The 20,051-nt window shown below is 62.8% G+C and carries 17 protein-coding genes; 9 read left to right on the forward strand and 8 right to left on the reverse strand.

All coding sequences use genetic code 11. The annotated features are described in order from the left end of the window. The first annotated feature begins 3 nt into the window (after positions 1-3). The 6 genes from RUGAMON1_RS18025 to RUGAMON1_RS18050 all read left to right on the forward strand — a co-directional run bounded on the left by RUGAMON1_RS18025 (position 4) and on the right by RUGAMON1_RS18050 (position 9,592). Complete coding sequence (locus RUGAMON1_RS18025) at positions 4-2,787, forward strand: TonB-dependent receptor (protein WP_445231802.1); 2,784 nt, start codon at positions 4-6, stop codon at positions 2,785-2,787. 56 nt (positions 2,788-2,843) lie between these two features. After that, positions 2,844-4,046 (forward strand): cyanophycinase, encoded by a 1,203-nt coding sequence (locus tag RUGAMON1_RS18030; RefSeq protein ID WP_445231803.1) that lies wholly within the window; start codon positions 2,844-2,846, stop codon positions 4,044-4,046. Positions 4,047-4,156: 110 nt separating this feature from the next. Beyond that, positions 4,157-6,481 (forward strand): GH92 family glycosyl hydrolase, encoded by a 2,325-nt coding sequence (locus RUGAMON1_RS18035; RefSeq protein ID WP_445231804.1) that lies wholly within the window; start codon positions 4,157-4,159, stop codon positions 6,479-6,481. A 217-nt stretch (positions 6,482-6,698) separates the two neighbouring features. Beyond that, positions 6,699-7,172 carry a gluconokinase gene (locus RUGAMON1_RS18040; protein ID WP_445232077.1) on the forward strand — a complete coding sequence of 158 codons (474 nt, stop codon included), beginning with the start codon at positions 6,699-6,701 and terminating at the stop codon, positions 7,170-7,172. A gap of 42 nt (positions 7,173-7,214) precedes the next feature. Then, positions 7,215-8,510, forward strand: a complete 1,296-nt coding sequence (locus RUGAMON1_RS18045) for an MFS transporter (protein ID WP_116989079.1) — start codon at positions 7,215-7,217, stop codon at positions 8,508-8,510. A gap of 17 nt (positions 8,511-8,527) precedes the next feature. Then, on the forward strand, positions 8,528-9,592 hold the full coding sequence (locus RUGAMON1_RS18050; RefSeq protein ID WP_445231805.1) for a porin: 1,065 nt from the start codon (positions 8,528-8,530) through the stop codon (positions 9,590-9,592). A 3-nt stretch (positions 9,593-9,595) separates the two neighbouring features. Here RUGAMON1_RS18050 and RUGAMON1_RS18055 read toward each other — a convergent pair whose 3' ends face one another. From RUGAMON1_RS18055 to ppk2, 4 genes are all read right to left on the reverse strand, one after another. Continuing rightward, the gene (locus RUGAMON1_RS18055) at positions 9,596-9,946 is read right to left on the reverse strand and encodes a DUF3147 family protein (protein WP_445231806.1); all 351 of its coding nucleotides are present in this window, start codon (positions 9,944-9,946) and stop codon (positions 9,596-9,598) included. Between the two features lie 85 nt (positions 9,947-10,031). Further along, positions 10,032-10,658: a VOC family protein gene (locus RUGAMON1_RS18060; RefSeq protein ID WP_445231807.1), complete on the reverse strand. Its 627-nt coding sequence runs from the start codon at positions 10,656-10,658 to the stop codon at positions 10,032-10,034. A gap of 7 nt (positions 10,659-10,665) precedes the next feature. Beyond that, positions 10,666-11,037, reverse strand: a complete 372-nt coding sequence (locus RUGAMON1_RS18065) for a VOC family protein (RefSeq protein ID WP_445231808.1) — start codon at positions 11,035-11,037, stop codon at positions 10,666-10,668. Positions 11,038-11,087: 50 nt separating this feature from the next. Beyond that, complete coding sequence (gene ppk2, locus RUGAMON1_RS18070; protein ID WP_445231809.1) at positions 11,088-12,008, reverse strand: polyphosphate kinase 2; 921 nt, start codon at positions 12,006-12,008, stop codon at positions 11,088-11,090. A gap of 180 nt (positions 12,009-12,188) precedes the next feature. Here ppk2 and RUGAMON1_RS18075 point away from each other — a divergent pair, with 180 nt between their 5' ends. Beyond that, positions 12,189-12,650, forward strand: coding sequence for a hypothetical protein (locus RUGAMON1_RS18075; protein WP_445231810.1), 462 nt, complete (start codon positions 12,189-12,191; stop codon positions 12,648-12,650). Between the two features lie 314 nt (positions 12,651-12,964). Here the strand turns inward: RUGAMON1_RS18075 and RUGAMON1_RS18080 are convergent, their stop codons facing one another. After that, a complete protein-coding gene (locus tag RUGAMON1_RS18080) occupies positions 12,965-14,341 on the reverse strand; it encodes a wax ester/triacylglycerol synthase family O-acyltransferase (RefSeq protein ID WP_445231811.1) in 1,377 nt (458 codons plus the stop codon). A gap of 46 nt (positions 14,342-14,387) precedes the next feature. Next, positions 14,388-15,938, reverse strand: coding sequence for an SDR family oxidoreductase (locus RUGAMON1_RS18085; protein ID WP_445231812.1), 1,551 nt, complete (start codon positions 15,936-15,938; stop codon positions 14,388-14,390). Between the two features lie 309 nt (positions 15,939-16,247). On the opposite strand from RUGAMON1_RS18085, the gene RUGAMON1_RS18090 reads away from it, so the two are divergent. Continuing rightward, entirely contained in the window at positions 16,248-16,442 is a 195-nt protein-coding gene (locus RUGAMON1_RS18090) for a hypothetical protein (RefSeq protein WP_445231813.1), read from the forward strand. On the opposite strand, the gene RUGAMON1_RS18095 is transcribed toward RUGAMON1_RS18090, so the two are convergent. Together RUGAMON1_RS18095 and RUGAMON1_RS18100 are read right to left on the reverse strand one after the other, a co-directional pair. Further along, entirely contained in the window at positions 16,439-17,419 is a 981-nt protein-coding gene (locus RUGAMON1_RS18095) for a 2-dehydropantoate 2-reductase (protein WP_445231814.1), read from the reverse strand. The genes RUGAMON1_RS18090 and RUGAMON1_RS18095 overlap by 4 nt on opposite strands. A 145-nt stretch (positions 17,420-17,564) precedes the next feature. Continuing rightward, entirely contained in the window at positions 17,565-18,917 is a 1,353-nt protein-coding gene (locus RUGAMON1_RS18100) for an MFS transporter (RefSeq protein WP_445231815.1), read from the reverse strand. Positions 18,918-19,051: 134 nt separating this feature from the next. Between RUGAMON1_RS18100 and cyoA the strand changes: the two genes are divergently transcribed. Beyond that, positions 19,052-20,050, forward strand: coding sequence for a ubiquinol oxidase subunit II (gene cyoA / locus RUGAMON1_RS18105; RefSeq protein WP_445231816.1), 999 nt, complete (start codon positions 19,052-19,054; stop codon positions 20,048-20,050). The last annotated feature ends 1 nt before the right edge of the window (position 20,051 follow it).

The raw sequence follows: 20,051 nt of genomic DNA on the forward strand, positions 1-20,051 counted from the left end.
GGAATGAGTCTGCATCAGATAGGAACGGCGCCGCAGGCGCAACGGTATAACAAGCTGGCGGGAGCGATCCGGCTGGCGCTCGGCATGACGGCGGCCATCGGCCTGCCGGGCCAGGTCGCGCACGCCCAGTCCTCGGACCTGGGCCAGAAAATACAGCGCGTGGAGATTACCGGTTCTTCCATCAAACGCATCGACGCGGAAACCGCGCTGCCGGTGCAGGTCATTCGCCGCGAGGATATCGACAAGAGCGGCGTCACCACCGCCGCCGAACTGCTGAAGAACATCAGCGCCAATACCGCGCCGCTGTCGGACGGCGCCAGCATCACCGACGGCACGTCGGGACAGCGCGGATTCAATGGCGCCAATCTGCGCGGGATCGGCGTGTCGTCCACGCTGGTGCTGCTCAACGGGCGGCGCCTCGCCAACTTTGCTTCGCCCGGCGACAACGCCGGCGTCGACTTGAACAATATTCCGGCGGGCGCGATTCAGCGGGTGGAGGTGCTCAAGGACGGCGCTTCGGCGATCTATGGAACCGATGCGATCGGCGGCGTGATCAACTTCATCACCCGCAAGGACTATACCGGGGTTGAGCTGAATGGGTCGATGGCCGGCACGCAGCAGGGCGGCGCCGGCAAGCGCACCGCCAGCATCAGCGCCGGCCATGGCGACCTGACCACGGACCGCTTCAATGTATTCGGCGTGCTGGACGTGCAGCAGCTCGATTCCTTGCGCTCCAGCCAGCGCGACTTCATCAAGAACCGCCCGCTGGCGGCCAATCTGCCGGCCCTCATGTCCAGCAACACCTATCCGGCCAATATCGACATCAATGGCGCGCAGCGCAATGCGCTGATCGCCGCCGGCGTGCTGCCCAAGGGCGCCACAGCCACCCGCATCAACCCCAGTGCGCCCAATTGCGCGCCGCCGGCAACGGTGTATGCGCCCAAGGGGCCGGGAGGGGCGCTGGGCTGCAGCTATGACTACATGGAAGATACCGAGATCTATCCGGAAGCGAGCAAGATCGGCTTCATCGGCCGCGCCACGTTCCAGGTGCATCCCGACCATCAGGTGTTCCTGGAATTGGTGCAGTCCGAGGCGAAATCCGATTATGTCCTGAGCCCGAATCCGCAGCGCATCCGCAGCCTGCCGGTCAGCCTGCTGCCATCCCTCTACCGGGCGGCGTTGAGCGCGCCGGGCTTGCCGGCGACCTTCAGCGGTATCCGCTACCGGATGACCGAGGCGGGCAATCGCACCAATCAGGTGACCAGCGACGCGCAGCGCATGGTGCTGGGCGCGACGGGCACGGTGGCCGGGTGGGACTACGACGCCGGCTTGTCGCGCGCGGAGAACAAGGCGGTCGACAAGTACGTCGACGGTTATGTGCTGTACGATAAATTCGACGCCGGCGTGCGTTCAGGCGCCATCAACCCCTTCGGCCCTTCTTCGCAGGCGGGGCGGGATCTGATCAACAGCATCAAGGTCAACGACGAGGCGCGTAGATCGAGGGGGACGTCGACGCAGGTGGATGGCAAGGTCTCGACCACCTTGGCCAGCCTGGAAGGCGGCGACCTGGGACTGGCGATCGGCGCCGAAGGCCGCCGCGAAAACACCACGTTCACGCCGTCGGCGCTGCTGCTGTCGAATAACATCGCCGGCGACCGCGATTCCGGCCTGGCTGCCGGCTCGACCACCGATCTGAAGGCCACCGACGACAGCCGCACCGTGTACTCGGTTTATGGCGAGATTAATGCGCCGTTGACCAAACACCTGGAACTGCAGGCGGCGCTGCGCTACGACCATTACAGCGAAGTCGGCTCCACCACCAATCCCAAGCTGGGCGTGCGTTGGGCGGCGGTGAAGCAGCTGGTGTTGCGCGGCTCGGCCGGCACCGGCTTCCGCGCGCCGTCGCTGTCGGACTTGAAGCGTCCCACCACCTATGGCAGCGCGTCGAGCTTCCTGACCGATCCGGTGTGCGTGAAAACGGGCCTGGACAGCATCGACGGCTGTACCGACCAGTATCCGGTCGAACGCCGCTCCAATCCGAATCTGAAGCCCGAGAAGTCGCGCCAGTTCTCGCTCGGCGTGGCGTTCGAGGCAAGCCGCGAGCTCAATCTCACGCTGGACTACTGGGACATCCGCAAGAGCGACGTTATCAGCACGCTGGGCGAACAAATCATCGTCGACAATGCCGCCAAATACGAAGGGAAGTACATCCAGCGGGACGCCGACGGCTACATCACCAACATTGTTCTGCAAAAGGAAAACCAGGGGAAGTTGAATACCTCCGGCCTGGATCTGGGGATCGACTACAAGAGTGCGGCCGGCGCCGCGGGGCGCTTCAGCGTCAATATGACCGGCACGCTGGTCCTGCAGTATGAGCGCCAGTTTGGTCCGCTGGAGCCGCTGCGCAGCAACCTGGGCTCGTTCCTGAACGATCAGGTGATACAGAAGTGGCGCCACAGGATCAGCTTTGGGTGGGATCGCGGCCCGTTCGGCCTGACGCTGGCGAATCAGTTCTCTTCCGGCTACGTGGATCAGAACACCACCTACGATCCGGTCAGCGATACGGTGCTGCCGTCGCGCCGCGTGAAGCCGTACTCCCTGTGGGACCTGACCGGTAGTTGGACCGTGAGCAAGCAGTTCAAAGTGCGGGCGGGGATTCTTAACCTGGCCGATACGGCGCCGCCGTACTCCAATCAGGCATACTACTTCCTGGCCGGGTATGATCCCACCTACACCGATCCACGTGGAAGAAGCGCGTTTGTCAGTGTAAATTACGCTTTCAAGTAATCTGGCTTTACCGGCGGCGCCGCTCCGACGCCGCCGGTATTAATTGGGAATATCGTATGGTTCGTTTTCTTGGTTTGCTGGCGGCTGCCGTCATGTGGTGCACACAGGTAGTCGCGGCGGACGTTGCGCCCCAAGGCTCTCTGGTGATCGTCGGCGGTGCGCTGCGGGCCGACAACACCGTGGTCTGGCAGCGCGTGGTGCAGCTGGCGGGTGGCGCGGGCGCGCGTATCGCGGTGCTGCCGAGCGCCGCGGCCAATCCAGAGCGTTCCGGCGCCAACCTGGCCAATTATCTGAATCGTTACGGCGCGTCCGCCTTCGTGGTGCCGGTGTCGGTCAACCTGAAGGATCGCGACTATCGCCGCGACGCCGACGACGCCGCGCTGGCCGGGGCGATCCGCGCGGCCGGCGGGGTCTATTTCACTGGCGGCGACCAGGCGCTGATCACGCAGGCGCTGGTCCGTCCGGATGGCAGCCGCACGGCGGTGCTGGAGGCGATCTGGGATGTCTACCGGCGCGGCGGCGTCATCGCCGGCAGCAGCGCCGGTGCCGCGATCATGAGCAGCACCATGTACTACAACGCCAAGACCGTGTTCGGCACGCTCGCGCAGGGCGTCAACGATGGCCGCGAGCTGGCGCCGGGACTGGGTTTCGTCGGCAGCGATGTCTTCGTCGACCAGCACCTGCTGGCGCGCGGCCGCTTCGCCCGCATGCTGCCGGCCATGCTGAAGAAGGGCTACAAGCTTGGCCTGGGCATCGACGAGAATACCGCGATGGTGATCAATCCGGCGCGGGAGGTCGAGGTGCTGGGTTACCAGGGCGCGCTGCTGCTCGACCTGTCGCAGGCGGCCAGCGATGGCGGCAAGGACTTCAATATCTCGAATGTGCGCATCAGCTATCTCGATCGCGGCGATCGCTACAACCTGCGGACGGGCCAGTTCACGCCGTCGGCCGACAAGGTGGACGGCAAGGTCGATCCGCAAAAGCCGGCCTTGAGGGAGCCGGTGTATTCCGCCGATATCCTCGGCCACAACGCCGTGCTGGTGATGATGGAAAAGCTGATCGACAATTCGCAGGCAGAGGCGATCGGCATCGCCACCGCCGCGCCTGGCCAGCCGCGCCAGGATCTGGGCTTCGAGTTCAAGTTCAGCCGCCTGGTGGACAGCGTCGGCTACGCGTCTGCAAGCTCGGAGGCCTATTCGATCCTGAACCTGCGGCTCGATGTGCGGCCGCTGCAAATAACGCGTCCCTGGTACAAATAGGGCGTTTGTTTAGCGGATACGCTAAACAAACGGCTTGCATGAAGCCATGCGGTTGACCGGTGCGGCGTCCAGCGCTATAAAGTTGGATCGTCCCTACCTCTGGAAGCCGAATGTACGCCACTAAACTGATACCTGCCGGCGCACTCGCGCTGGCGCTGGCCCTTCCTGCCCTTGCCGCGCAGCCGTCGAGTCCTGCCGCCGCCGTCGATGTGTTCATCGGCACCGGCGGCGACGGCCATACCTTCCCCGGCGCGGCGCGGCCGTTCGGCATGATCCAGCTGAGTCCCGACACGCAGGTGCGACCGTTCCGCCAAAGCTATCCGTGGGCCGCCGGCTACCGCTACGAGGACGACAGCATACTGGGCTTCTCTCATACCCACTTCTCAGGCACCGGCCACTCCGACCTGGGCGACCTGCTGCTGATGCCATACAGCGGCGAGACCAAGCTGGAACCGGGCTATCCGGAACGTCCCTTCAGCGGCTACCGCTCGCGCTTCAAGCACCAGGATGAACACGCGGAGCCGGGCTACTACGCCGTCAAGCTGATGGACAACGAGGTCGATGTCGAGCTGACCGCCAGCGAGCGCGTAGGCCTGCACCGCTACCGCTATGCCAAGGGTGCGGAAGCCAAGGTGATACTGGACCTGCGCAGCAGCATCTACGACTACAAGGCCAAGAACCTGTGGTCACGCCTGCGCGTGCGCGACAACACGCTGATCACCGGCATGCGCGAAACGCGCGGCTGGGCTGCGGGCCGCCAGCTCTACTTCGCGATCGCGTTCTCGCATCCACTGACATCGCGCGCCTTGCGCAATATGGAGGCGGACGTCGAGTACAAGGGCTTCGCCGGTCCGGGCAGCGGTCCTGGCGACAAGGCCATGGTCGAGGGCAAGGCGCTGGTCGGCGCGCTCGACTTCGGCGTGCCGGCCGACGGCCAGCTGGAAGTGAAGGTGGCCATTTCGGCCGTCAGCGAGGAGGGCGCGATCGCCAACCTGGGCGAAATGCCGGGCTGGGATTTCGACGCCGAACGCGCCAAGGCCTCCGCCGCCTGGAACGAGGCGCTGGGCGCGGTGGTTATCGAAGCGGCGCCCGACATGCGCAAGATGGTCTACACGGCGCTGTATCACAGCATGCTGGCTCCGAGCCTGTTCATGGACCGCGATGGCCGCTACCGTGGGCCGGACAACGAAGTGCACCAGGCGCAGGGCTTCCGCTTCCACTCCACCTTCTCGCTGTGGGATACCTATCGCGCGCTGCATCCCTTGCTGACGCTGATCCAGCCGGAGCAGCGCAATGTGGACTTCGTGCGCTCGCTGATCGAATCGCAGAAGGCCAGCCCATACGGCATCCTGCCGGTGTGGCAGTTCCACGGGCTTGAGACCTGGTGCATGATCGGCTATCACGCCGTGCCGGTGATCGCAGACGCCTACATGAAGGGCCTGAAGGGCTTCGACGCCGAAGAGGCCTTGAAGGCGATGACCAGCAGCGCGGAATATGGTCCCTACGGCGGCCTTCAGCACTACATGAAGCTGGGCTATGTGCCGATCGACCTGGAACCGGAGGCCGCATCGAAGACGGTGGAATACGCCTTCGACGACTGGACCATCGCCCGCATGGCGGAGAAGATGGGCAAGAAGGATGTCGCCGCGCGCTACTACAAGCGGGCGCAGAACTACCGCAACTCCTTCGACACCAAGACCGGCTTCCTGCGCGCGAAGAAGTCCGACGGCACTTTCCGCGAGCCGTTCGATCCGGTGCTGTCCAACTTCGGCAGCGACTACACGGAAGGCAGCGCGTGGCAGTATTCCTGGTATATGCCGCACGATAACGCGGGCCTGATCAAGATGCTGGGCGGCGATGCCGGCTTGCAGAACAAGATAGACATGATGTTCGACGCCAAGGTGGACGAGAAGGTGTACGCCCACATGGAGGACATCTCCGGCCTGATCGGCCACTACGCGCATGGCAACGAGCCCTCGCACCACGTGGCTTACCTGTACAACTACGCCGGCGCGCCGTGGAAGACGCAGAAGCGTTTGACGCAGGTGGTGGCGTCGCAATACAACACGACGCCGGCCGGCCTGTCCGGCAACGACGATCTGGGGCAGATGTCGGCCTGGCTGGCCTTTACGGCGCTGGGTTTCTATCCGGTGGCGCCGGGCAGCAACGAGTACGTGATCGGCCGTCCGTTCCTGGACAAGGCGGTGATGAACCTGCCGAACGGGAAGGTCTTCACCATCCGCAGCGTGGGCCTGAGCGCGGAGAATGTGTACGTCGCCGGCGTCACGCTGAACGGCAAGCCGCTGGCGCAAAGCTTCCTGCGCCATGACCAGATCACTGCGGGCGGCGAGCTGGTATTCACCATGTCCAGCAAGCCCAACACCGATTGGGGCAAGGGCGGCGCGGCGCGTCCCTACACGCAGACACCGTACTGAGTCGTTTTAGCCCGGCAAGTGCACATAGCACTTGCCGTTTTTTTTTAATTTGGAGTGATAGCGCTATCATATCGGCGTCCACATGGCGCCACACTTGCTGCGACGCAGCATGGAATATTCTTTACAACGCCTCATGAATCGCTACACTACACAACATGTTAGCGCTAACAACGAAGGGGCGAGTATGAACAGTAGTGCAGTGAGTCGGTGGGTAGTCATGGGTGTCAGCGGCTGCGGGAAGAGCGAAATCGGCTCGCGCCTGGCCGCCGAACTTGGCCTGCCGTTCCTTGAGGGGGACAGTTTTCACCCGGCGGAAAACGTCGCCAAGATGTCGGCCGGCATACCGCTCAATGACGACGACCGCTCCGGCTGGCTGTTGACGCTGCAAGGCAAAATCCGCGAAGCGGCACAGCGGGGCGAGGGGCTGGTGTTGTCATGCTCGTCCCTCAAGCGCCGCTACCGCGATTTGCTGCGTGAGGCCGACCCGGACTTGCGCTTTGCCCACCTGAGCGGCGAACGCGCCGTCATCGAAGGCCGCATGCAAGCGCGCACCGGCCATTACATGCCACCCAGTCTGCTCGACAGCCAGTTGCGCGACCTTGAACCATTGCAGGCCGATGAAGCCGGCCTGCGTCTGGACCTGACCTTGCCGCCACGGCAGCTGGTCAGTCTTATTTTGCAGCACCCATAGCCGCAGCAATAGCGGGCAATCCAACACTCATCTGGAGATACCATGAAAACAACAATGACCACAAAGATTCCAAAACGGCGCTGGGGCATCGGCGCGCTGCTGGGCGTCGGCGTATTGATCAACTACATCGACCGTATCGGCCTGTCCGTGGCCGCGCCGCAGATCAAGGAGCTGTTCAACCTGACGCCGGTAGAACTGGGCCTGCTGTTCAGCGCCTTCGCCTGGTCCTACTCGCTGCTGCAGATTCCGGTCGGCATGGTGATGGACCGCTTCGGTCCGACCCGCGTCGGCCGCTGGGGCGCTTTCCTGTGGGGCCTGGCCGCGACCATCACCGCGTTTTCCAGCGGCTTCGCCGGCATCTTCGCCGCCCGCATCCTGCTGGGCATCGCCGAGGCGCCCGCGTTCCCGGTCAGCGCCAAGGCCACCGGCTACTGGTTCCCGCGCCATGAACGCGGCATGGCTACGGCCATCTTCGACGCCGCCGCCAAGTTCTCCAACGTGATCGGCGTGCCGCTGCTGGCGCTGACCATCGTTACCTTCGGCTGGCGTTGGGGCTTTGGCCTGACCGCTGTGCTCAGCTTCAGCTACTTCATCGCGTTCTATGTGCTGTACCGCGATCCCAGCGCCGATCCCAAGTTGAGCAAGGAAGAGCTGCGCTACATCCAGGAAGGCGGCGCTTCGCCGGAAGGCCCGTCCGAAGCCGGCGCGTTGAACATGCTGGGCTATCTGCTGACCAAATCCAAGATCTGGGGCCTGACCATCGGCTTCGCGGCGTATGGCTACTCGTTCTACCTGTTCCTGACCTGGTTGCCCGGCTACCTGGTGCAGACCATGCACATGAGTATTCTCAAGTCGGCAGGTTTCGCCGCGATCCCGTGGCTGGTGGCGACGGTGGCTGACCTGTTCGTCGGCGGCTGGCTGATCGATCACCTGATCTCGCGCGGCAAGGACGAATCGCTGGTGCGCAAGGGCGTGCTGGTATGCGGCATGGTGCTGGGCCTGGCTGTGTTCGGCGCCACGCAGACTACCGATCCGGTCTGGGCGATTTTCTGGATCTCGATCGCGCTGGGCGGCCTGGCTTCGGCGGCGCCGGTGGGCTGGTCCTTGCCTTCGCTGATCGCACCCAAGGGCGGCGCCGGCACCATCGGCGGCATCATGAACTTCGCCAACAATCTGATGGGCGCGGCTGCGCCTATCGTCACCGGCATGATCGTCGGCGCCACCAACTCCTTCACCAACGCATTCATGGTTGCAGGCGTCATTTTGTTGATTGGCATCGTCTCGTTTGTATTCGTACTCGGCAAGATCGAAGCGATTCCCGACCCCGTACGCGCTTAAATCCCTGGAGATAAAAAATGAAAAAAAGCATATATGCGCTGGGTGCGCTCGTCCTTACCACTTGCAACGGCGCCGCTTTCGCGCAAAGTAACGTGACTTTCTATGGTGTGATGGACATGGGTATTTCCCAGGACCGCGGCGGTATCGCCGGCACCTCAACCCGCGCCACCAGCGGCATGGCGACCCAAAGCCGCTGGGGCTTCCGTGGCAGCGAGGACCTGGGAGGCGGTGCGACGGCCTTCTTTGTGATCGAGGGCGGCATCCATGCCGACAACGGTAGCTCCACCCAGAACAACACGCTGTTCGGACGCACCAGCATCGTCGGGCTGGGCAGCAAGTACGGCGCCGTTTCCATCGGCCTGCAGGACACTCCGCTGTTCACGACCCTCAATACCATCGTCGATCCGTTGCGTAACGGCGTCGCGCGCTCCAACAATCTGATGGCGTCGACGGGTTTCCGCGCCGGTAACTCGGTGCTGTACCGTACGCCGACCATCAACGGCTTCAGCGCCGACGCCATGTATGTGGCCGGCGAGGTGGCGGGCGACCAGAGCGCCAGCCGGGCACTGGGCGGCTCATTCGGCTACAGCAATGGACCGCTGAATGTGCGCCTGGCCTACCACAACAAGAACAACGACACGGCGACGCTGAAAAATACCGGCACGGCACGCAATACGCTGCTGGGCGCAAACTACGATTTCGGCCCGGCCAAGGCCTGGTTCGGTTATGGCGTCGACCGGGGTTTGAACAGTGCGCCGCTCAACAGCTCGATTGTCAATTTCGCGGGTCCGGCGCCGGTCGCGTCGACCGACAGTACGGACATGCTGCTTGGCGTGTCGGCGCCGTTTGGCTTCAGCACCGTGGTGGTGACCTATATCCGCAAGAATGACCGCACGATACGGAACCAGGATGCGCAGCAGTATGCGTTGGCTTATATGTACGCGTTCTCACGCCGTACCGACATCTACACGTCGTACGCGATGATACGCAACCATAACGGCGGCGGTTACACGGAGGGCAACAGCGAGGAACCGGGCATCGGCAATCGCCAGCTCACCGTCGGCTTGCGTCACCGTTTCTAAGCGCTACAGCAAGTCGATGCCGAATCGACGCACCAGCAGTGCGAACAACCCGAAGCAGACGATCGTGATGACGATGCAGGCCAGCAGAGTCGGCCAGAAGCCGATCCGTGGCAGCAGCGCCGGAAACGCCAGGAACATCGGCAGCGTCGGCACCACGTACCAGAAGGTGTACCAGGCGTGATTGGCGATCTTCTGTTCGGGTTGTTTTTCGATATACAGCCAGATCAGCGCAAGCAGCGTCACCAGCGGCAGGGCGGCGACCAGGCCGCCGATGCGGTCGCTGCGCTTGGCGAACTCGGACACGCCGACGACGACCAGGGACGTTAATAGGTATTTGATGATCAGCCAGGCCATTACTGATCGCCCTCTGTCGAGACAAACGTCAGGCGGTTGCCGGATGGATCCTGGATACGCAGGATAGGGGTGACGTGGCCAAGGCTCATATGGAAAGTTCTTTCATACCTTGCGGCGTGTTGATGTGGGCGACCAGGCGCGGCTGGTCGCCAGGCCGGCATTCAACCACATCCGACAGCGCGAGGGAAGTCAGCAGGGCCGAGACCCGCCGCGGATCGGGATGGAAAATCTCTAGTTTTACCAGCGACAGGCCTTGGTCTGTCAAACCGGTGGCAGGGTGCGGATGGTCATCCCACTCGATCAACGCCGGCGCCACACCATCCAACGCGATGGAACCGTCGGCCCGAATGGTGATCAGCCAGTTGCGCTGTCCGCGCGACATCGACTCCACCCGGCCCAGATCCTCGGTGCTGACGGCGGTCGCCGAGTTGATGCCGTCGGTTCTCAGCACCCAGGTGCGTAGCGCCGGCTCGGCATTCGCCTCCAGGTCGTCGAGCGCGAACCAGCGCGGACGTCCGGGCAAGGACGCCGCCGGATTCGGTGCGATGATTTCCAGGAACAGCGCGTCGCCTAACCGCAGCAGCAAGTTGTGGGTTCCCATGCGCGGATGCTCGCCGCCAGGTTGCGGCGTTACGCCCAGCGTTCTGAAAACAAAGGCGGCGCCGGCGGCCAGCGTCGGCGCCGTAACGGTGAGGTGATCGATTCTGCTCACGCTGATGTCACAGGTGCTGGTCGATCAAGACGGGATTGCCGTCCGGGTCGGTGAGGATGATGCTGGCGGGACCGGTGGTGTTCTCGTCGGCCTCGGCGGCGAGTACGACACCCTGCGCCTTCAGCTGGCGCTGGATCTCGCGCACGTCGGTGAAGCCGTCCAGCGCCTTGGCGTCCTGGTCCCAGCCCGGATTGAAGGTCAGCATATTCTTCTCGAACATGCCCTGGAACAGGCCGATGATATGGTCGCCGTTCTTCAGGATCAGCCAGTTCTGCGCGGCGTTGCCGCCGAATTCCTTGAAGCCCAGTTTTTCATAAAAAGCCCGCGAGGCGGCAAGGTCCTTGACCGCCAGGCTGATGGAAAATGCGCCGAGTTGCATGTCGATCTCCTCACATGAACAATCTGGCAACTCTAGCACACAGGGGCCACTCAGTACACTTCCGGCACGATGATTTCGGCCGGCACCGGGCGGCGCACATAGTCTTCGTGGTATTCGCGTTCCGGCAGCTGGATCGTCGGATGCTCGACTTCCACGTATGGCATCTGTTGCAGCAGATGGTGGATGCAGTTCAGGCGCGCCTTCTTCTTGTCCACGCCTTGCACCACCCACCACGGCGCTTCCGGGATGTGGGTGCGTTCCAGCATAATCTCCTTGGCCTTGGTGTATTCCTCCCAGCGGCGACGCGATTCCAGGTCCATCGGGCTCAGTTTCCACTGTTTGAGCGGATCGTGGATGCGGCCCAGGAAGCGCGCGTTCTGCTCCTCGTCCGAGATCGAGAACCAGTATTTGATCAACTGGATGCCCGAGCGGGCCAGCATGCGCTCGAACTCCGGCACGGTCTGGAAGAATTCCTCGTACTGGTCGTCGGTGCAGAAGCCCATCACGCGTTCGACGCCGGCGCGGTTGTACCAGCTGCGGTCGAACAACACGATCTCGCCGGCCGCCGGCAGGTGCGAGGCGTAGCGCTGGAAGTACCACTGCGTGCGTTCGCGGTTGTTCGGCGCCGGCAGCGCGGCCACGCGGCACACGCGCGGATTCAGGCGCTGCACGATGCGCTTGATAACGCCGCCCTTGCCGGCGGCGTCGCGGCCTTCGAACAGGATCACCACCTTGTGGCCGGTGTGGACCACCCAGTCTTGCAGCTTGACCAGCTCCGCTTGCAGGCGGAACAGCTCGCGAAAGTACTGGCGGCGGGCTTCCTTGGCTTCTTCGCTGCGCTCGTTCACCAGCACTTCGCGGGTGACTGGATCGATCTCGCGGTCTTCCAGTTCCATCTCCAGCTCTTCGTCATAGCTGTCGGTCAGTTCGCGCTGTACGCGTTCCATCAAATCGGTTTCATTCAGTCGCATGATAAATCCTTGGTTCAGAAAATGCGCCGGAATACATCACGCGCGGTAGCTGAATGTACTTGTCGAATATGACGGAGGTATGACGACGGCCAAGGCAACATTGTCAAAAGTGACAATGTGTGACATTTTTATTTGGACGTCACGGTATAGTTCTTCAATCAGACTAATTTAGGAACAGAGATGGCATTTTCACTAGAAGTTCAGAGTAACCTGCGCCCCGCCAACTTGCCTGCGATTTGGATACCTGCCTTAGCCAAGCGCGGCATAACGGCAGAATTTCCGCCGGACTTTTCATCCGAGTGTAAAACTGGCGTATTGATTATCAAAGTGCTGTCCTCGCCAGCCAGCCTTACACGGCTGGACGTCAACGTGGCTGCGTCGGCATATTTTGAGTTCTGGACAGATGAAGATGGCTTTGGCTTCAGCACTGCCAGTGGCCGCACTACGGTTGACTTTGCCGTCCAATGCCTTTGCGCTGCGGCCTTGGCGGAACATCTCGATGCTCTGTATGTGGACCCGCAGATGGGTGAGTCGGCGAAAGGTGTTGATGCGTACCGGTTGGCGATGGTGGAAATTGAATCCTTTATCAGCACTCCGGACGAGGAGGTTGATAGGGAGTTTATCGACTGGGACAATTTTTAACTGTGCAGCCATGTATAAATGTCCGCATTGTAAAAATAACGCGATTACTCTTCTTGATCACCTAAGCTCTTTTGGTCGAAGGACTATTCAATGCCCTGTATGCGCAAGCAAACTCAGAATCAAGAGGCAGGCAACAAATTACGTATTTCCTGCTTTTCTCATTGCGTCGGCACTATTTAATCGCTATCAAAAATTTGTGGTTGGTTTTCCCGATTCAATCCTTATTGCGTGTGCATTTGCGGTACTTGTTTTGCAAATTAAGTTAATTTCCTATGAGGAATTATAGCGAGGCACATGGTGGCGGCAGCCGGTGATTAACGGGCTGCGGCCATCCGGGCGTTTGCCAGTTCGGTGTCAGTGGCATCCGCCGGCGCTTCGGCAGGTACTGCCCGAGTGGCAAGCTCCAGTTCCTCGAAGGCGTCGTAGGTCAGCGCCATCAGGCGCTCCGGATCCGGCACCAGGTCGGTGTCGACGAACAGGGCCAGCTGGATCTGGCCCGCATACGAGATGAAGGCCAGGCCCACGCCCAGCTTGCCCGCCTGCGGCACCCAGCAGATCAGGTCCGTCATGCGCGAGCCGGCCAGGTAGCGGCGGCTGCCCGGTCCCTCGATATTGGTCAGCACCACCGAGCCCTTGGAGGTGAACAGGTTCAGCGCAAAGTGCTGCAGGGCGGTCGGCAGGCAGCCGGCGATCGACAGGAAGGCCATCGTGGCGCGCGGCTGGTGCGAGCGCTTGATGGCTGTCATGCGTTCGCTGGACTGGCGCAGGCGCACGCACGGGTCGTCGACGTTGGTCGGCAGCTCCACCGCCACCAGGCCGAACTCGTTCCCCAATTGGAAGGCGTTGGCCTTCTCGCGCAGGTTGAAGGTGACGGCGGCGCGCAGCGCGCGGCCATCGGGACGCTGTCCGCGTTCGCCCAGGTACTGGCGCAGCGCGCCGGAAACGGCCGCCACCCATACATCGTTCAAGGTCACGCCCATGCGCTTGGACATGGCGCGCACGCGGTCCATTTCCAGCGGCGGCAGCCACACCAGCTGCTTGGCGCCGGTCATCGGCGCCTTGAACTGGCTCGGCGCGTCCGGCCACAGCACCGACAGGCGCGCCACGTGGAAGGCAATCTTCAGCCAGGAGACGCCGCGCGCCACCGCCGAGCACACGGCGTTGTGCGCCACCGTGGCGCGGTGCGGATGACCGACCGGCGAGGGCGTGCGGCCATGCACGCCGTTATCGTCGGTCAGGTGATTGAGCACGTGCACCAGCCCCAGGCCGTCGGTGATGCAGTGGTGGACGCGGAACACGATGGCGTGGCCGCCGTTGACGCGGTCCAGCACCGTCATGTGCCACATCGGCCGGTCACGCTCCAGCGGCAGGTGGGCGATGCGGGTCATGTGGGCCTGCAGTTCTTCGCGGCTTACCTCCTGCGACATCTGTTCCAGCTTGATGTGCTGGGCGATGTTGAACTGGTCGTCCTCCACCCAGTGCGGACGGCCGCGCCGCTGCACCACCTTCTGCGTGAAGCGCGGGTAGTTGGGCAGGCGCAGGCCGATGGTGGAAATCAGCCGCTCCATGTCGACCGCGCCTTCGAACAGCAGGATGCTGTTGATGACCATCAGGTTCTTGTCGGTGTCCATGCGATGCCATGCATAGTCGCGACGTGTCATTGCCGCCGGTGCTGCAGTGGGTTTGCTCATGTGATGCTGTCTCCTGGTACGGCGTCGAATCTTGGTCGACGTCCGTTTATATTTTTACCGGTCGTGCTTCAGTTTCCTGCTCTGGAACCGGCGCCGCTGCCGCCGCCGCCTCCAGCGATTTGGGTGAGCGCGGCCGCAACGCATAGCGGTTCAGGCCCGTCATGTGGATGCGGCACAGGTAGTCCGGCCAGTCGATGACGGTCGGGTCGACCATGTAGCGCGCCCGGTCTTCGCTGCCGAAGCGCTGCGCCAGCGCCAGCAGCGATTTGTTATGGAACACGTAGCGCGGCGCGGTGTAGAACGAGAACGTCAACGCCAGCAGCTGCGTGGTACGCAGTGCTTCGAGTTTGGGCGATTCGCCCGCGCCCAGCAGGCGGCGCACGCCGCTCCAGGCGGTCGCGCCCAGGCTCATGGCCTTCAACAGGACCAGGAAGACCGGACGGCTGACGACGCGGAAGCCGTGTTTCGGCTCGTTGTAGAACAGCCGCTCGTAGTTGCGCCAGTTGCGCTGCGATTCGGTCTGGAACAATTCGATCACGCGGCCGACCGAGATCGGGTTGGCGGAGCCGGTGCAAGCCTGGTAGATGCGGGTCGCGCCCGGATCGGCCAGCGCCTCGGCGGCGGCCAGGATGATGCTGTTGGCGACCAGGTCGGCTGGCACGATGTCGACGATCTCGTTCGGCTTGGCCGGGAAGAAGCTGGTCTTGCCGCGCGCGTAGGCCAGGATGATGGCGTCGGCCACCTTCACGCCTTCCAGCCAGCCGGGCACCGGTTCCTGCAAGGTGCTTTCGATGATGGACGGGCGCACGATGGTCAGCGTCTTGCCGCGCATGGCCTGCATCGCCAGCTGCTCGCCCATCCACTTGGTGAAGGTGTAGGTGTCGTTCCAGCCATGGTAGTTGGCTTCGGCGATGCCCAGCTCCGTCAGGCGCCGCGTCAGCTGCTCGGCGTCGGTGGTTTCGGCCTTGATGGCGGCGACGCGGTGTTGCAGGTGTTTGAGTAAACCGTATAAATCATAATGGCCGTCGGCGTGGCGCGGGATGGCGGCGCGCGCCGGCGTGACGTTCTGCTCCAGCATGGCGCCGCGGTTGTAGCCGTTGACGTAGCAGGTCGATACCTGCACCAGCGGCGCATTGGCGGCACGGGCCAGTTCGGCCACGTTCTGCACGCTGAGGGCGTTGATGGACAGCGCCACGTCCAGGGCTTCGCGGAAGTTGACGCTGGCGGCGGCGTTGATCACCAGGTCGATGCGGCGTCCCAGCGCGTTGAACTCGGCCAGCGACAGGCCGAAGCACGGCTCGGTCACTTCGCCGGTCACGCACTCGATGCGCTCGGCGAAGAACTCGGCCAGGAAGGCCGGACGTTCGGCGCGCAGGCGGTCGAAGACGGAGGAGGTGGCGATATCGCGCTCGAAACGGGTGCGGGCGTCGCCGTTCTTCTTGCCGCGGCCGCCGCGTATCACCAGCACGATGCGGCCGATGTCCGGCACGCTGCGGATGAGCTTTTCCAGCACTACCTTGGCGAGAAAACCGGTGCTGCCGGTAATCAGTACGCGCTTACCGGACAGTGCTGCGTGTACGTTCAATGCTGGTTTCATAGGGGGCTTCTCAGAAACGGTGTCATTACTGCAATGAGCCGATCTTAGAGCGAAACCGGGGAGTGACTGGCGATTTTGCAGTGGCTTTGGAAGCCAAACGCATGGCTGCGCGAGTCATCCAGAGTGATCACGAGAGAAACGGATATGGCCCCATTTGCAACATTGAGGCATTTGCGCAACGCTATGTTCGCTGGGAACTCAGCGCTGTCTTACACGGGATGGGGTGGCGCGCCTATACCACGTCGCGGCCGCCTGGAACATGATGCATCACCGGCAACGCCGGTCTACACACTTTGACAGGAGATGATCATGACTCAGAATCAAAAGCCACAAGACACCAGCAAACAATCCGGCACGCCGGGCTCGCAGCAGAGCGGTACGCGCGGCGGCAGCCAGCAGCAGAGCGTGGACACCAGCCGCGATACGAAAAACAAGGAAAACAGCGATCCAGCCCAACGCCAGTCGGGCAGCCGCGATGAGCGGGGCAACCGCGAAGAGCGCTAGGCCGGATACAGGCCGTGCACGCGGCCGAACAGCCGGGTAAGTCCCAGCAAGGCGTCGATGTGCGGGGTGGCCAGTTGCAAGCGCTGGCCAATCTCGCGCACGGCGGCTACCAGCGCGTCCAGCTCCAGCATGCGGCCGGCCTCGGCGTCTTGCAGCATGGAGCTTTTGAAGGCGCCCAGCTTGCGCGTGACGAGGTGGCGCTGCTCCGGCGTTTCGACGATGCGGCAGCCGATACGTTCACCGATGATGGCCGCCTCGCGCATGGCGGCGCGGCAGAATTCGGCCACCAGTTGGTCGTCCAGAATGTGGTCCGCCGTGGCGCCGGTGATGGCCGACACCGGATTCAGGGTCATATTTCCCCATAATTTATACCAAATGTCGTAACGGATATCGGCCGCTACCTTGACGTCGAAGCCGCCCAGGCGCAGCAGGGCGCCCAGCTTCTGCGCGCGCTCGGAGTCGCCGCCGGCCGGTTCGCCGATGATCAGGCCGTTGCCCATCTTGTGGCTGACCAGTCCCGGCGACGGTGTGGAGGTGCTGGCGTGCACCACGCAGCCCAGTACTTGCCGGTAGGGCAGCGCTGCCGCGACCAGGCCGCCGGGATCGACGCTGGCCAGCGGCTCGTCGCCGATGGCGGCCACGCCTTGTCCAAACCACCAGGGCACGCCGTTCATGGCAGGAAGGATGACGGTTTCAGGTCCGATCAGGGGTGCGATCTGCCGGGCGGCGGCGGCCAGTGCCTGGCCCTTGACGGCGATGATCACCACATCTTGCGGTCCCAGTTCGGCCGCGCTGTCGCTGGCGCGGGCGGGCGCCTGGATCAGCGTGTCGCCCTGTTGCAGGCGCCAGCCGTGCTGACGCAGCGCGGCGAGCGTGTCACCGCGCGCGTACGCGCTCAGATCACTGGATTGCGCCGCAGCCAGGCGGGCGCCGATAAAACCGCCGATGGCGCCGGCGCCTACTATGCATACCTTCATTCGATACTCCGGGAGGGGTAAAGAATGAAAGCTTAGCAGAAGTACATGCGTCGTGTACGGCGCCTGACCCGCAAAGCGCCACAGGGGTCTGACCCCGTACGGGGTCAGACCCCGCCGCGGTTAGGGGGGCGTCTGAGGCGACTGATTAGTTGCGGATGTCGAGCGCGCGGTTCAGGCTCAATGCCGCCAGCGAGCAGACTGCGCCCGACAGCAGGTACAGGCCCACATACGCCAGCCCGAACTGCGACGACACGCCCAGCGCCACCAGCGGCGCGAAGCCCGCGCCCACCAGCCATGCCAGGTCGGACGTGAAGGCCGCGCCGGTGTAGCGGTACTGCGCCGGGAAGTTGGCCGTCACCGCGCCGGCCGCCTGGCCGTACGACAGGCCCAGCAAGGCGAAGCCCAGCATGATGAAGGCATCCTGCGCGCCTTCACCGCCGTTGAGCAGCATCGGCACGAAGCCGCTGAACACCGCGATCAATATGGCCAGCGAGCCCAGCGTGCGTCGGCGGCCGATGCGGTCGGCGATCACGCCGGAAGCCACCACGCCCACCGCCATCAAGACCACGCCCACCATCTGCGTGCCGAGGAAGCCGGTCACCGAGCGCGGCGAGTAAATCGTGATCCACGACAGCGGGAACACCGTCACCAGGTGGAACAACGCATAGCTGGCCAGGGCGGCGAGGGCGCCGATGATCAGGTTGCGGCCCTGCGAGCTGGCCATTTCGATCACGCTGGTTGGTTGCAGCTCGCGCTCTTCCAGCAGCTTGGCGTACTCGCTGGTCGAGGTCAGGCGCAGGCGGGCGAACAGCGCCACCACGTTGATGGCGAAGGCCACGTAGAACGGATAGCGCCAGCCCCAGTCCATGAAGTCGAGGTCGCTCAGGTTGCCGATCAGGTACCAGAACAGGCCGGCGGCGATGAAGAAGCCGACCGGCGCGCCCAGCTGACCCAGCATGGCGTACCAGCCGCGCTTGTTTTCAGGGGCGTTGAGCGCCAGCAGCGACGGCAAACCGTCCCACGAGCCGCCCAGCGCCAGGCCTTGGCCGATGCGCAACACCGACAGGATGACGATGGAGTAAAAGCCGTTGTCGGCGTAAGATGGCAAGAAGGCAATGCCGGCGGTGGTCGAGCCCAGCAGCAGCAGCGCCCCGGTCAGCTTGGCCTCACGCCCGTAGCGGCGCTGAACGGCCATCGAGATCACGGTACCGATAGGCCTTGCAATAAAGGCAAAAGAGAAGATGGTGAACGCGTACAGAGTGCCTTCCAGCCGCCCGTCGAACGGGAACAGCAGAGAAGGGAACACGAGTACGGAAGCAATCGCGTAGACAAAGAAATCGAAATACTCGGAAGCGCGCCCGATGACGACGCCGACCGCTATTTCGCCGGGTGAGATGTGATCGTCGTCCCGTGCATTGATGTTGCGTGCATCATTACCGGCCTGAGATGGTTCTTGGGCGCCAACATGCACGCCGTTTGGTGTAGTCGTAGTGGCCATAATCTCTGTCTCTTTTACGTTGATATTTTTATCACGTATATGTCCCGGCTCCTAGGACAAAGTGTCCAATGGCTAGAACATTCCGTGATTGGTACAGTAACACATCATCCACATACTGTAACGTAGATTACCTCATGATTCCTCCTCTCGCGCGTCGTGGACTGTTCCTCGCACCGCTGTTGTGGCTAGCAGGCTGCAACACGGTCGTGTTGAACCCGTCCGGTGATATCGCAGCCCAGCAGGCGCACCTTGTCGTTGTGTCAACCTTGCTGATGCTGTTGATTATCGTACCCGTTATGTTTTTGATCTGTCTGTTCGCCTGGCGCTACAGGAAGTCAAATACTGCCGCTGAATACAAACCGAACTGGGACCATTCGACCAAGCTCGAACTGCTGATCTGGGGCGCTCCGCTGCTGATCATCATCGTGCTGGGCCTGATCACCTGGATCTACACCCACTTGCTGGACCCATACCGCCCACTGAGCCGCATCGACGAAAACCGTCCGGTGGCCGTCGGCGTCAAGCCGCTGGAAGTGCAGGTCGTGGCGATGGACTGGAAATGGATGTTCATCTACCCGGAACAAGGCATCGCCACCGTCAACGAGCTGGTGACCCCGATCGACGTGCCGGTCCGTTTCAAAATGACGTCGTCGTCCGTGATGAACGCGTTCTACATCCCTGCGCTGGCCGGCATGGTCTACACCATGCCCAGCATGGAGACCCAGCTGAACGCGGTGATGAACAAGGTGGGCGTGTACGACGGCTTCTCGTCGAACTACAGCGGCGCCGGTTTCTCTGACATGAAGTTCAAGTACCACGGCGTCAGCCAGGCCGACTTCGACGCCTGGGTCGAGAAAACCCGCAAGGGCGGCAACACGCTGACCCGCGCCGGCTACCTGGACCTGGACAAGCCGACCATCAAGCATCCGATCATGCACTTCGGCAGCGTCGACAAAGGCCTGTACGACCTGGTGCTGAACCGTTGCGTGGCCGAAGGCTCGGTCTGCATGAACGCGCAGATGGAGCAGGACGCCATGCGCATGCAGGCTGCCGCCGCCGCGAAAGAACTGCCGAAAGATGTGTGCGAGCCTAAAGTCGCCACCGCCACGGCCCAACCACTCCGTAAAGAATGAC

This window comes from Duganella rhizosphaerae (assembly GCF_040364205.1).
Lineage (GTDB): Bacteria > Pseudomonadota > Gammaproteobacteria > Burkholderiales > Burkholderiaceae_D > Rugamonas > Rugamonas rhizosphaerae.